Below are 13,795 nucleotides of genomic sequence, written 5' to 3'. Positions count from 1 at the left end.
CCGGATAGCGTGCAGTATGCCGCCACACAGGGAGGGAAGACGACTATCGACTGGAGCGTGCGCAGGGAAACGCCATCGTCTACCTGAAGGTAGAGGACTCCCTTTTCCCTCGGGGCCGACAGGGACACCCGCTTGCCCGACAACCTGATCCTCGTTTGTACCCCCGGCGGCCTGGCCCGGCCGGGCCTCGACGGTTGGTGATCGGCCCGCTGGTGGCAGCGCTGTTCGTCGCCAGCTGGAATCTGTGCGGGGCGAGGAAGACGGTCAGGTTGCCGGAGTGAGGGGGCCCCGCTCACGTGCGCTCTGAAACTCGAGGGCAATGCGTCAGTTCGCCCCAGCGCTTATCCAACGCGGCAGTGATACAAGAGCGGAACATCACACCACCCGGAATGAGAAATGCACTACACCGAATACGGAAATCCGGCAGGCAAACCGGTCGTTTACTGCCACGGGGTGCCGGGCTCGCCGTATGAGGCCTCCATATTCGACGCGCCAGCCCGGGAACAGTGCCTGCGCATTCTCTGTTTCGACCGTTTCGCCATCGATCCATCCATCACCGGCGCCGACTACCACCGGCATACCGCACAGGCGATCAGCGAGACGGTGCAAGGTGCTCGGCTCGACCTCATCGGATTTTCCCTCGGCACGCATGCCGCATTGGAAGTCAGCGCACTTATGCCGGGCCAGGTTCGCAGCCTGCATCTGGTTTGCGCCGCCGCCCCGCTCGATGCAGGGGACTTCCTCGATGAAATGGCCGGCAAGGCCGTGTTTTCGCTGGCCCAGCGCAGCCCAGGCTTGTTCCAGTGGCTGGTGAAGTGGCAGGCGCTGCTGGCCAAACGAGCACCGCAGATGCTGTTTCGCATGCTGTTCGCCAGCGCCCGGGGGCAGGATCGGGAGCGGGTGAAATCACCTGAGTTCAGGGCGCTTATCTGCCAGGTACTGCAGCAATGCTTTGCCCAAGGCGCGTCCGGCTATACGCGGGATATCCAGCAGTACCTGAAGCCCTGGTCAGCCAAGGTCTTCACCTGCGAGACAGATGTCTGCCTATGGCACGGCACTGAGGACAACTGGTCGCCTTTCGCTATGTCGGCCTATATGGCCGAACGCTTCTCACGCAAGGCACGCATCGAGCGGATGGAGGGGTTTTCTCATTACTCCTGCCTGTATGCCGCAGCGCCGATGATTTGTGCACGGATTGCCAGCGAGTGACGCAGAACGCCGATTTACACTTCGAACGAGCCGTTTGGATGGGTCAGATGCATTTCTAATGATCGGGCCGCTTTCGGCTGATGCTGTTGAAAAAGCAGCTGCCACCCCATGCCGTTGGCAAAATTGCCCTGTCAGCGAGCGTGGGCAAACAGCATGATGGGACGGTTACCGGGAGGACAGCAGTGCCTGTTCTACTTTCAACAGAATCGGCTAGAAGCGGCCACTACTTCAGGGACCGTGCTGGATAGTCGGTTCGTGAAGCTCATCGCCTGGCAGCGCTCAAATGATCAAGCAGGAAACCGCAGCAACAGAATGCTGCGGGAGCGTTCATCGTGAGGCCCCGACTCAGGATCGTTCCTCTCGGTGCTGGGGCCTCAACCAGCCGGCAAAGGCGCGCGTGGCGATGGGCATAAATAGATACACCACGAGCAGGACGATGCTCAAGGTGATGAGTGCATCGCTTATAAGATGATCGCTGAGCCAGGGAACACGCTGGAACAGAGGTTGCCAAAGCAGTGGCATCAGCAGGCTCAGTGGCAGGATCACGAGAAAGGTTACGCAGCTTTGTTTCCAGCGTGGCGGAGGCGCCTGGACGGTTTCCGGTACGAACCAGAAATCCTTGCCTTGAGCGATCTCCAGCTGGTCGCCATCGCAAAGAAGCGGCACGACCTCAGCTACTAGCTGGCGCCTTTGTTCCGAGCGAATCCAGTCTTGCAACTGCTCTAAGCTGGTGAAGCGCAGCACGCATGTGAATTGCGCCACGTCGGTTCGCCAGCCACGTATCACGTCCACCCCGAGGTGGCCGGGGCATTGGTTGGCCGTGATGATGATGCGACGCAACCAGGTCTCGTAACTCGGCACGTGGTTTGGGCGAACCTGATGGCGCACCACCAGGGTTGCGGCTTCAGGTTGCGTCTCGCTCATGTTGGATACTCTGTTCAAAGCCTTGGCCTTACCGATCCAGTGGCGCGCATCGATGCGTGCCACCGGTCGAGTCAAGGGCCGTTCGAGCGTCATGGGGCCAGATAATCTCGCTCTAGCCGTGCAGCTTTGATGCGATCCGAGCAACGTGTTCACCCTGATGACGTGCTACTTCCAGTTCACGCTCATCTGGCTGTCTGGAACCGTCGCCACCGGCAATGGTAGAGGCGCCATAAGGAGTACCTCCTCCTACCTTCGAGACATCGAAGAGTGCTGGGGTGGTGTAGCCGATCGGTACGATGATCATTCCGTGATGTGCCAACGTGGTCCAGGTGGAGGCAATGGTCATTTCCTGGCCACCGCCCGTTCCAGTTGAGGTAAACACGCTGGCGACCTTTCCTGCCAGGGCGCCTTGGGCCCAGAGCCCACCTGTTCGGTCGAGGAAGTTGCGCATTTGTCCGGACATATTGCCGAAGCGCGTCGGGGTACCAAAGATGATGGCATCGAAATCGGCCAGGTCCGACGGTAATGCCTCTGTGGCACTTTGATTGGTCTTGCCGCCTGCTGCGGCAAAGGCTTCCGGGCTCATCGTTTCAGGAACCCGTTTGATCGCGACCTCCGTTCCCGGAACGCTGCGGGCACCTTCAGCGACCTTGTTCGCCATGGTCTCAATGTGGCCATACATGGAGTGATAGAGCACTAGAACCTTAGCCATCATTATTTCCTCTGCACAATGTGCCGTTACATGTACAGCACAGGGTTATAGGTGTGCTGATCAACTCAGCAGTCTAGTCAACACACGGCGATGAGTCGGCCTGTATGTCCGTTGGCTTACTTCTGCAAGAAGTCCAAAAGGTCCTGATTCAGGCGCTGCTTGTGGGTGTCTGCCAAGCCGTGTGGCGCGCCGGCATAGACAATCAGCTTGGCACCCTTGATCAGCGCTGCCGAAGCCTTCGCCGAAGTATCCACCGGCACGATCTGGTCGTCATCACCGTGAATCACCAGTGTCGGCACATCGAACTTCTTCAAATCCTCACGGAAGTCGGTGGCTGAAAATGCCGCGATAGAGTCATAGGCGTTCTTGTGGCCAGCCTGCATGCCTTGTACCCAGAATGACTGGATCAGGCCCTGCGATGGGGTGGCACCTTCCCGGTTGAAGCCGAAGAAAGGACCGGACGCGATATCGAGGTAAAGCTGCGAGCGATTGTCCACCGAGGCCTTGCGCAGACCATCGAATACTTCCATTGGCACGCCGCTGGGATTGCTCTCCGTCTTGAGCATCAATGGCGGAACGGCTGCGACCAGCACCGCTTTTTTCACGCGACTGGTACCGTGACGCCCGATATAGCGAGCCACTTCACCGCCACCCGTGGAGAAACCGACCAGGGTGACATCCTTCAGGTTCAGGGTCTCGATCACGGCTGCCAGATCGTCAGCATAGTGATCCATGTCGTTGCCTTCCCAGGGCTGGCTGGAGCGGCCATGGCCACGACGGTCATGGGCGATCACCCGGTAGCCCTTGTCGGCCAAAAACAGCATCTGTGCTTCCCAGCTGTCGGCGTTCAGCGGCCAGCCATGGCTGAATGTAACGACTTGACCGTTCTTCGGCCCCCAGTCCTTGTAATACAGCTGCACACCATCCTCGGTCGCGATGTAGCTACTGGCATGTGCCGTGGTGACCTCGGCGAGACTGACGTTTGCCGCCAAGGTGGCGAACGCCGCGCTAGCTGCCAGAAGGATATTGGTGATTGTGCTCATTCTTGTTTCCTCGGTGCTTAGGCAATCGAATGATTGTGTTTGAATCGCGTTACCTAAAGATGAACACTCATCAGGCCTGGGTTGAGCGTGATCGTTCTGATCTCGGTGAAGTCATCAATCGCAGCCACACCGTTCAGACGGCCGAGCCCCGACTGCTTGGAACCGCCTTCCTCGATATCTTCGCCGAGTGCGCCCCACTCATTGATCCAGACCATACCCGCTTCGATCCTGGGTGCGATCCGCAGCGCCTTGGAGAGATCGCGCGTCCAGATGCTCGCTCCCAAGCCATAGATGCTGTCGTTGGCCAACGCAACGGCTTGCTGTTCCGTAGCAAACCTCTGCATGGTGACCACCGGCCCGAACGTCTCGTCCTGGACGATTGGCATCGTCGGATCGCTCACCTCCAGAAACGCGGGGCGAAAGAATGCGCCTTTCGACAGCGGGCCTTGTGTAACCGGACCGCCTCGCACAATGACCTCCGCGCCCTGCGCAATGGCGCGCTCAACCAGGTTATCGACGCGCTCGACGTTCTCGCGGTCGATCATCGGGCCCATGTCGCTCGACAGGTCTGCCGCAGGCCCGACCTTTACCGCACGCAGGCGTTCGGCAAAGCGTTTGCGAAACTCGTCGGCGATCCCTTCCTGCACAATCACACGTTGACCCGTCACACAGAACTGGCCCGCAAACATCGTCACTGACTTTTCCAGGATGGGTAGCGCGAGATCGAGATCCGTATCGTCGAACACGATCGATGGCGTCTTACCGCCGAGCTCCAGTCCAACGCGTTTGAAGTGCGGTGCGGCGCTGAGCGCGATCGCCTTGCCGGTGCCAGTGCTACCGGTAAAGCTGATGATCGGCACCTGTGGCGAGGCGACGAGATGCTTGGCGCCATCACCAGTCTCGTCGGTGAAAACATTGATGACGCCGCGGGGCAGTGCCGTTACGTTGCTGAATATCTTGGACAGGGTCGCGGCGATCTGCGCGCTCTTGCCCGGCACCTTGATGATCACCGCACAGCCGGCCGCCAGTGCAGGTGCGAGTGATCGTACCGTCAGGATGACCGGGGAATTCCAAGGCACGATGATTCCCGCCACGCCCATCGGCTGTCGCATCATCATCGCGATTCTGCCCGGTCTGGAGTCCACGACCCTGCCGGCATCAGTTCGCGCGATGCCGGCAAAGTACCGCAGTGACGGCGCACAAAGATCGACTTCGAAGCTGGCCTCGCGTTGAACCTTGCCGTTTTCGGTGCAGAGGATCTTGATGAGCTCGCCCCGATTGCGTTCGAACGCGTCTGCAAGGTTGTCGAGCACGCGCGCGCGCAGTTTTCGGTCGTGCACCCAATCGGTCTCGTGCATGGCACGTTTCGCCGCGGCGATGGCCGCTTCGGCGGTTTCAACACCCCCTTCGGCATAGGTACCTATGACCTCATAGGTGGCAGGGTTGATGGAGCCACGGATCGTATCCGCGCCCATCCACTCGCCACCGACCCAATTCAACGCATGTCTGGACGTGTGTGGGGTATGAATATTCATGGCTAACTCCTGCGTGTTGCCTGGTGTGAATGATCGGGCCCTGCCTCGCATGGCTGCGATCCGTCGGCGACCATCAGGTCACCCTGGCTGGCGCCAGCGGCATCTCTGGAAATGGCGCATAGAAGGAGTGGGTGGCAATGATGTGCTCTCCCATCTGGGCGCCATCTGCCGGCACGCCAGGAGTGCTTTCACCCTCCGGGAGCCGGCACAAGGCTTGGTCCTCGCGATCGAAATCGTTAATCCGCGGCCACCGTAAAGGGGGCAGCGTTCGCAGAGGTCTTCACAGTCCAGGAGCCAGACTGTCGGAAGGAACTGGCAGACGCGTAGGTATCTTCCATGAACTGGAAATAGGTCATCTTGCCGTCACGCACCTTGGCATGGATGGAGAACGGCGAGGTGAACACCTGGTCGACCGCCACGGACCGGTAGGTGAACTTACCGAAAATCGCCACGTCTTCTCCGGAGGCGATTTTGGTGCTGATGGTGAAGTCTTCGATTTTCCAGTAATCCTGGACCTGCAGGAATAATGAACTAAAGGCTTTCGGCCCTTTGTTTGTGCCAGTCCAAGGCAAGATTTTCCTTAGTTCCGGGTTGTCGAAATTGAGAGAAACGTAAGTGGCGTCTGGAGCTGCCAGCTTTTCAGCAGCTGCTTCAACCTTATCGGGCGCGGTATTGGCCAGGAACTCCATGACTACCGAAAGCGAAGCCGTGGCCTGTGCTTCGCTAGTTGACTGCGCGACCGCGGGAGTGACAGTCACAATGCACGCAGCGAGCATGATTGCAGCAGCGAGCGATTTAATTTTAGGGGTGATCATGCGTTTTCTCCGTTTAACTACCATTTGTGATGCGTGAGACCTAACAGGTCGCCAAGTACTGGTGCGCACCCAGCAACTGGGAGTACTTCAGCAAAGGGCATGCCATCGCAACAAAACCTGGAGAAAACCTATATTTATCAGCGGGATGAACGTTTAACGGAAGAGATTTAGCGTAAATCGATTACTTCTCGAAGAGGGACTGAATTTATCATTTGATAAATCATGGCAGCGCATTGATTATTTGGTTAATACCACAACACTTCGCACTCGATTTGATCCATCCGCGAAGACAACCGGAGTCACTCAGGCGCATCCTCATCAAGAATGCCGCTTTTCTTGAGACGGTAAGCCAACGCAGGTCGAGTTAATCCGAGGATTCGAGCGGCTTGCGCAACGTTTTGCTGAGCAAGGTCCATTGCGCGTCGCATCAGCTGTTCTTCTACCGCTTCCAGGCTTATGTTCCGTTCGAAGATTTGCGTGACCCAGTCGGCCGCGCTTCCTGTGTCCTCGGCCTGAACCAGCGCGCCGTCAGCATTTAGACGATCCCCATGCAGATTGCCTGCCTTTGGGAAAACCGCAAAGAGCGCGTCCTGTCCTATGGTTTCGTTGCCATCGGTCAGGATCACGCCGCGCTCAATCACATTCTCCAGTTCGCGGATATTTCCCGGCCAAGCGTAACTGAGACACAGCTCCAGAGCCTTGTCTGACAACCCTAGCGTGCGCTTGTGATACTGCAGATGAAACTTGCTTAAAAAGTGCTCGACCAGCAGCGGCAGGTCCTCAAGCCGCTCGCGCAGAGGGGGGACCTGAACCGGAAACACATTCAGGCGGTAATAAAGATCCGCGCGAAACCGGCCCGCCTCGACCGCATCGGCGAGGCTCTCATTGGTGGCCGCAATGACTCGCACATCGACCGTATGGATCCGAGAGCCGCCCACCCGCTCGAGTTCTCCTTCTTGCAGCACCCTGAGTAAGGCCGCCTGTGCTCTGGGCGTCAGTTCTACCACCTCGTCCAGAAAGATGGTCCCGCCGCTGGCGCGCTCGAAGCGCCCTGGGCGGGTCTGATTGGCGCCGGTAAACGCCCCTTTCTCAACACCGAACAGCTCGGCCTCGATCAAGTCCTGCGGGATGGCAGCGCAGTTCACCGCGATAAATGCTTGCTCGGCACGATCGCTGCGAAGATGCACGCTCCGTGCGATGACCTCCTTGCCGACGCCGGTTTCTCCGAGCAACAGGACCGAAATCTTGCCCTTGGCTGCCTTGTCGATCGTCTTGCAGACCTTAATGTAGGCGGGGGAGCGTCCAATGCCGTAGTACTGGCCCTCTTGCTTCTCCAGACACGTGCGCAGCGAGCTGATCTGCGATTGCAGTTCATACAGCTCCTCGATGATTGGATCGGCTTGAAAGTACCGTCTGAACTCTGCGGCGTTTTCCCACTGCTCGGCGGGTTTACCAATGATGATGCAGCGCTCATCGCCGCACCCGCGACAGCTCGTTTCCTGGATGATGATTTCGCGCTTCATGAACGAGGAGCTGTATGCACATGCGTAGCCCAGCAAGGACCAGCAAACGGGCTCATCCATCAGGCCCACCTCGGTCAGGCAGCTCTCGACCTCAAAGGAATCAATCCATTCAAGTTCGCAGTAGAAATGGCCGGCCTCCTGATCCACTTCCAACTGGATGGGCTGCGCATTGACCATGCCCTTCAAGGAGTGCAACTGCGGTCCAACCAGGAACATCTCCAGCTCCGGACTGTTTGGCCTCAGCTTGCGGGCCATTTCGGCGTCTTTGAGTCCGGATTGATAGCCAAGTCGCAGGAAAAAACCCTTGGCGCGCTCGATCCCCAGACTATTGATGAGTTCACGGCGGAAATTAGCCATCGCCGACACCTGCATCAGCAACATGCGCTGCTCACCGAACCAGATCTTGCCTTCTGTGCTTTGAAAGCGAATCTGTTCGCTCAGGTCCTGATAGTCCGAATACTTGATCCCTGAGCTGTAGCTGATAGTCATTGAAGGAGGCCTCGATTATTGTTTTGAGCGGCTTGGTTGATCTGTGCCACCGAATGAGAGGAGCGAAACGAGTGATTGCATATTTCACGTTTCTGGTCAGTGTGGGCGCGTAGAGCGGGCAGGCCCCGAAGACGCAAAACGGCTAGGACGGCACAGGGAGCATCGGGGCAATGATCGAGGCGTCATCGACAGGGGTTGACCACATACGCCGGCCACTGCTCAAGTCGATAGATCGAGGTAAAGCCTCACGCCATACGAACACTCTCCCCGGCTGGTTCGATTACCGGGCGAATGCCTGCTCGAGGAGCATGTGAACTAGGTGATTGACTCTTGCACCTGCAATGTCAGGCAATCGCATGATCGTTGCTCTGAACGTTAGCCTGGCCACAGCCTTTACCGGCCTGCCAAGAGGACCCGCTCCACGCACCAAGCCAGTGCCCATGCGAGTTGGCCAAATACACCCTGTCAAACACAGTACAGCGAGTGATATGGCGCATTGAGATTGATCCTTTTCCCAACAAACGCGTATGGCGCGCTCCGCCAGGAAAAGGATAAGTCGGGCAGACCCTCGCCATAAGCCTGGAAAAATCGAATCGGTGTTTCGCTTTTCGCGAACGACTCACAGCTATGATTGCTGACTGGTGGCCAGCATCTGATCCCAGATTGGCGGGTTGCCTATTTGCTCGCTTAGGAAGCTGCTCAGCGCGTGAAGCTTGTGCGAGCCCTTTTGCGATTGACGATAGACCACAGAGATATTGCCTCCTCGGGGAGCGTGAGGCCCCAACACCTCTATCAGTTCACCGTCCACAATGGCCTGCGCGGCCAGAAATGTGGGCAATATAGCCAGCCCGAGACCCGCTTTCGCCCCCTCCATGAGTTGATGACCACAGTTGGTGCGCATTCGGCAGCGCACACGAAATGACTCCAAGGTGTCATTCACCGGTAGCGTCCACATGCCATGAGGTTCCCGATTGACGTAGAGCAAGGCGAAATGCTCAGCGAGGTCCTGCGGTATCTGAGGCGTGCCATGAGCCGCCAGATAATCGGGGCTGGCACAGATGATATGGCGGTTGGGAGTAATGATCTTGGCCATCAGCGAAGAGTCAGGTAGCTCACCAATGCGCACAGCTGCATCAAAACCCTCTTCATGCAAGTTGACGCGCCGGTCATCGAACTCAACGTCCAGGTACAACTCAGGATACTGCTTGGCAAAAGACGCCATAACCGGCGTCAGATATCGCATACCGAAAGCCATCGGAGCTGCAACACGCAGATTCCCACGGACACTCGACTGAGACGTCAGAACGGCATTCTCGGCATTTTCAATATCAGCAAGAATTCCGGTGCAATGGCGGTAAAAAACCTCACCAGACTCAGTCAGGCGAGTCTGCCGGCCACGCTCGAGCAGGATGCTTCCCAGACGTTTCTCCAGTTGCTGAATGCGCTGAGAAACCATCGACTTGGCAGAGCCCAAACGACGAGCGGCTTCGGAAATACTCCCGGTGTCCACCACAGTCACGAAAGCCTGCATTTCAGATAGTTTATTCATACGCTTGATCCACAGAAATTGACGTGCATGCTTTTTCAGGCTGACAGCCACAGCGCCGTCTGTTCTGCACAATACCAGCAGAAAGCAGATTTCTCGGCGAAATCAAGGGACGTCTACGCAGCGGAGGCTGCTCATCAGGAATGTCTGCTTTGGGCCGATTATCATGAAAAGTAGCGGCTTCCGGCCCTCGGCAGAATTGCTTTGTCAACGAGCGCTGGGGCGAACAGCATGATGGGGCAGTTGCAGTTGCGCCTGTTCTACTCGTGCAACCTGGAAGATCACGTCCCGCCCCAACAGCTCATGCGCAGCATCGGCCAGGACTTGGATCTCAGTCATCGGTAGGCGAAAGCACGTCAGGTAGAAAGGCGAGGTTCCCATTTGTCCGCATGCTGTGACTCAACTAATTGAGTGATGAACTCACGGACCCATCTGAAGCCGGCATGCCCGTCGGACCGCTCATGCCAGAACATGCCGATTGCAAAACCTTCAACCGGTAATGGCGGGTCCATGCACTGCAGTCGTTCGTCGCGGCCATCTACAAGACGACGCGGAACCAGGGCAACACAATCCGACTGCATGACCAACTCAGGTACTGGAAGAAACGACGACGCCGATAGGACCACGTTGCGCCGTTGCCCCAATGCCACCAAAGCATTGTCCACAGAGGTTGAGAAGCCTCCTCCGCGCAGCGACACCACAACATGCTCCAACTGCGCAAACTCTTCTATCGTCAGGCCCGCGCGCAAGCTGGGATGGCCGCGGCGCCCGATCAACACATAGCTCTCATCAAAAAGGTGTCGTGAGTGCAGACCAGGGGGTACCCCTTGCATGTTTATCACGGCGAGATCCACCTCGCCGCGGGTCATCTGCAACTCCAGCTGCGGCACGTCCAAGATGCGCAGTGCAGTGCGGACACCCGGCGCTTCGCGCCGCATGGCGGCAACGACATGCTTGATCAAGGCCGCCTGTACGTAGTCCGTGCATGCGATTGAGACTGTAAGGCTTGCCGTCTTGGGCTCGAAATCCAGATGAGTAGTGACCGTGGCTCGAACCTGATCAAGCGCCTGGCGGAGTGGGACAAGCAGTTCCAGAGCTTTGACGGTGGGAGTCATTCCGCGTCGCGTTGGAATCAGAAGAGGGTCATTGAAGACGTCGCGCAGGCGACTCAGTTGCGCACTGACCGCCGGCTGGCTCAGGTGCAGCCTGGCGGCCGCTCTGGTCACGTTTTGCTCGACCAGCAACGCCTCCAGTGTAACGAGCAAATTGAGATCAAGGCGCCTGGTATCCATCGCGTCGATAGTAGCAGGAATATTTTGCGATTTCACAGCTCGCCCAAGGGCCGCGACACTTAGCCGACATTACAGCTGAGGCGTCATATATGTGCAAACGAGTACTGATCATTCATGCCCATCCCGAGCCGTCCTCGCTGACTCGGCAACTGGTGGAGGTTTCCATTGAGCATTTGACGACGCTGGGGCACGAGGTGTTGCAGTCCGACCTGTACGCAATGGGCTGGAAAGCTGCTTTCGACGAATATGACTTTCCCCAGCGGGCGAACCTTGAGCGCCTGTCGTTCGGCGCAGAGTCCGCTCACGCCTATCGTCACGGCTGCCAGACAGCGGACGTGGCGTTAGAACAGGACAAGGTCTTAGCGGCAGATGCCGTCATCTTTCAGTTCCCGCTCTGGTGGTACGGTATGCCGGCCATCATGAAGGGATGGATAGATCGGGTTTGGGCAGCCGGGCTTGCCCACAACTTCAAGGATGCAGGCAACACCTATCGCTACGGAGATGGGGCCTTCAAGGGCAAGCGGGCCATGTTGTCGGTCGCCGTCGGGGGCCCCTCCGTGGACTACTCACCGCGCGGAATCAACGGTCCACTCGAACAGTTGCTGTTTCCGATTACGCACGGCTCACTCTATTTTCCTGGGTTCGAGGTGCTCCCCACGTTCGCCGTATACGGCACTGGAAACTTGGACGCCGCCGGAGCTGCCGCAGCCAAAGAGGCTTGGCGCAGCCGTCTGGAGACACTCTTTGAGGAGACGCCTATACCGTTCCGGCCCCAAGCTGGAGGTGATTACACGCCCGCTCACGAGCTTAAGCCTCACGTCGCCGCCGGCCAGACTGGAATCATGGCGCACATTGCGTACGACGAGAAAACGCGGGCGCAGTGACCGGAAACAGAGGCGCTTTTCTCTATCCTGACTCGCCGTGCTGATGAAGCAGCGGAGGACTTCAAGCGCCTGGCCAAGCCAGAGGTTCAGCACATGTGGCAAGGCTTCGCTGACGGCAGCGTGCGTGGAGTCCATGGACTGGCCGATGCTCCGGGCACTGCGTTCGAGTTCGAGTTCGAGTTCGAGTTCGAGTCCATGATTGTTGAAGGCGCTCGTCAATATATCGAGTCACGCCCCTACGTCAGAGAGAATCTTGGGCATGTGCAGTATTGCGCGCTCAAGTATCTTTACGATCAAGAGAGGCTCGTGAGCTCCCGATTAGTGATCGGATCAGCGTCAGTCGCTCATGAAAGTTGCAACATGCGCTAGCACGTTCTTTGCGCTTCGCATGCCCTGCGCGCGCAGGCCTCAACAACTGGAAAAGTTGATTTCTCATAGTGAAATGCGCCGAGTCGTGTTGGAGTAAAGTTTAGAAATCAATGCAGCCGAACGATCGCAGATCCGCACAAGGCGATCACCTTGCCAGGGATGCAATCGGACGAAGCAGCCGTGCGTCTTTCAACCGTTCCACGGAAAACTCGAATATAGGAATTCATATGATGACTGCTCAAAACAAGCGTGTCGTGCGAGATTTTTTCAGCAGCTTTGAACTTGAATATGCTGACCGAATCCTGGGCTTCATGACTGACGACGCCACTTGGTGGGTGAATGGCAAGCCTCATCTATTTTCTTTTGCTGGATCAAAGAGCAAAGCAGATATGACGCCTGTTCTTTATGGCCTGTTTGCGTTGTTTGATGGCGGCTTGAAAATGGAGGTTAAACGTCTGATCGCTGAAGAAGACTGCGTCGCTGCGGAGGCACGTTCGTTCGGTGCTACAAAAAATGGAAAGCAGTACGAAAACGACTACCACATTCTATTTCGGCTCCGAGAGGGGAAGATCGTTGAAATTCGTGAATACACTGACCCCATGCATGCTGTCGAAACTTTCAGTTGACGAGCAGTAGCGATTTTCAACGCTGTCGATTATCTCCCACTGAGCGCGTATTGGCTTAATGCTCCCGGTCAGCCGACTTAGTTACAAAAGCAACAGGCCTAGGCCGAACTGACAGCAATTCTCACCAAGGCACCCCCTCAACTTGCGATCGATGGTGCTTGTTGGCGCGCACGGTTTTCGGCTCGGACAACCAGGCGTACAGGCTGTGCGCGGACACGCCTGGAGGCTCTGCCTTGTTGGCAACGCGCAAGCCTCGCTCAGTGATGTGCTTGACCGCTTCGATCTTGAATTCTTCGGTGCTCATGACAACTCCTGATGGGCTTCATCATGATGCTTGGAGGTACCTACGAAGCCAGGGGCGATTCAGTCTGCCCCTGCATTCAAGGCGGCATGGGTACGCAGTTCCTCTTCAATGAATGCGGCAATCATCGCCCGGTAAACCTGCTCCACGACTTCTGTCGATGCACCGCGCTCATCGGCGAGCGCACGTACCTTGGCGATGACCTGCTCGACGCGCGCAGGGGCGCGAACGGCCGTAGTGTCTTTCTTGAAGCGAGCCGCCTGGGCGACGAATCCGCCGCGTTGGGCGATGAGGTCGACCATGGAGCGGTCGATCTGGTCGATGCGCTCGCGCACCTCTTCAAGGGAATTGCAGTGCACGTCCATATGACGATTTCCTGTGACAGTTCGAACAGGGCAACCACGTTAGTCAGCATGGCCCCGAGCGTCCAGCGCAAATGCCCGCCGTTTTTGCGCTGCGGGCCTTGGCTGTGACGCGTGTCTCTGGCGGGTGATTGAGCCTGGCTGGCGGCCTGAGCCAGCCGCCGG

The 13,795-nt window shown here is 57.5% G+C and carries 12 protein-coding genes and 2 pseudogenes; 4 read left to right on the top strand and 10 right to left on the bottom strand.

Annotation, left to right across the window (positions count from 1 at the left end; genetic code table 11):
- Positions 1-120: 120 nt before the first annotated feature.
- Positions 121-281: pseudogene (locus tag ACN0X6_RS07945) on the top strand (AI-2E family transporter); the annotation flags it as partial.
- A 115-nt stretch (positions 282-396) separates the two neighbouring features.
- Complete coding sequence (locus tag ACN0X6_RS07940; RefSeq protein ID WP_417703036.1) at positions 397-1,209, top strand: alpha/beta fold hydrolase; 813 nt, start codon at positions 397-399, stop codon at positions 1,207-1,209.
- A gap of 345 nt (positions 1,210-1,554) precedes the next feature.
- On the opposite strand, the gene ACN0X6_RS07935 is transcribed toward ACN0X6_RS07940, so the two are convergent.
- The 8 genes from ACN0X6_RS07935 to ACN0X6_RS07900 all read right to left on the bottom strand — a co-directional run bounded on the left by ACN0X6_RS07935 (position 1,555) and on the right by ACN0X6_RS07900 (position 11,124).
- Positions 1,555-2,133, bottom strand: coding sequence for an antibiotic biosynthesis monooxygenase (locus tag ACN0X6_RS07935; protein WP_417703035.1), 579 nt, complete (start codon positions 2,131-2,133; stop codon positions 1,555-1,557).
- Between the two features lie 112 nt (positions 2,134-2,245).
- Positions 2,246-2,845, bottom strand: a complete 600-nt coding sequence (gene wrbA, locus ACN0X6_RS07930; RefSeq protein WP_417703034.1) for an NAD(P)H:quinone oxidoreductase — start codon at positions 2,843-2,845, stop codon at positions 2,246-2,248.
- 116 nt (positions 2,846-2,961) lie between these two features.
- Positions 2,962-3,888, bottom strand: a complete 927-nt coding sequence (locus tag ACN0X6_RS07925) for an alpha/beta fold hydrolase (protein WP_417703033.1) — start codon at positions 3,886-3,888, stop codon at positions 2,962-2,964.
- A gap of 53 nt (positions 3,889-3,941) precedes the next feature.
- Positions 3,942-5,423: an aldehyde dehydrogenase family protein gene (locus tag ACN0X6_RS07920; RefSeq protein WP_417703032.1), complete on the bottom strand. Its 1,482-nt coding sequence runs from the start codon at positions 5,421-5,423 to the stop codon at positions 3,942-3,944.
- A gap of 236 nt (positions 5,424-5,659) precedes the next feature.
- Complete coding sequence (locus ACN0X6_RS07915; protein WP_417703031.1) at positions 5,660-6,238, bottom strand: nuclear transport factor 2 family protein; 579 nt, start codon at positions 6,236-6,238, stop codon at positions 5,660-5,662.
- 299 nt (positions 6,239-6,537) lie between these two features.
- Positions 6,538-8,250 carry a sigma 54-interacting transcriptional regulator gene (locus ACN0X6_RS07910; protein ID WP_417703030.1) on the bottom strand — a complete coding sequence of 571 codons (1,713 nt, stop codon included), beginning with the start codon at positions 8,248-8,250 and terminating at the stop codon, positions 6,538-6,540.
- 625 nt (positions 8,251-8,875) lie between these two features.
- Positions 8,876-9,799 (bottom strand): LysR family transcriptional regulator, encoded by a 924-nt coding sequence (locus tag ACN0X6_RS07905; protein WP_417703029.1) that lies wholly within the window; start codon positions 9,797-9,799, stop codon positions 8,876-8,878.
- A 353-nt stretch (positions 9,800-10,152) separates the two neighbouring features.
- The gene (locus tag ACN0X6_RS07900; protein ID WP_417703028.1) at positions 10,153-11,124 is read right to left on the bottom strand and encodes a LysR family transcriptional regulator; all 972 of its coding nucleotides are present in this window, start codon (positions 11,122-11,124) and stop codon (positions 10,153-10,155) included.
- 53 nt (positions 11,125-11,177) lie between these two features.
- Between ACN0X6_RS07900 and ACN0X6_RS07895 the strand changes: the two genes are divergently transcribed.
- Positions 11,178-11,972, top strand: a complete 795-nt coding sequence (locus ACN0X6_RS07895) for an NAD(P)H-dependent oxidoreductase (protein ID WP_417703027.1) — start codon at positions 11,178-11,180, stop codon at positions 11,970-11,972.
- A gap of 599 nt (positions 11,973-12,571) precedes the next feature.
- On the top strand, positions 12,572-12,967 hold the full coding sequence (locus ACN0X6_RS07890) for a nuclear transport factor 2 family protein (protein ID WP_417703026.1): 396 nt from the start codon (positions 12,572-12,574) through the stop codon (positions 12,965-12,967).
- Positions 12,968-13,133: 166 nt separating this feature from the next.
- Here the strand turns inward: ACN0X6_RS07890 and ACN0X6_RS07885 are convergent.
- Together ACN0X6_RS07885 and ACN0X6_RS07880 are read right to left on the bottom strand one after the other, a co-directional pair.
- A pseudogene (locus tag ACN0X6_RS07885) lies at positions 13,134-13,271 on the bottom strand (transposase); the annotation flags it as partial.
- Between the two features lie 59 nt (positions 13,272-13,330).
- Entirely contained in the window at positions 13,331-13,633 is a 303-nt protein-coding gene (locus tag ACN0X6_RS07880) for a chorismate mutase (protein WP_417703025.1), read from the bottom strand.
- Between the last annotated feature and the right edge of the window lie 162 nt (positions 13,634-13,795).

This window comes from Pseudomonas sp., from assembly GCF_048269965.1.
Lineage (GTDB): Bacteria > Pseudomonadota > Gammaproteobacteria > Pseudomonadales > Pseudomonadaceae > Aquipseudomonas.
The sequence above is the reverse complement of the archived record's forward strand: the minus strand, read 5'-3'. Positions and strand labels throughout refer to the sequence as shown.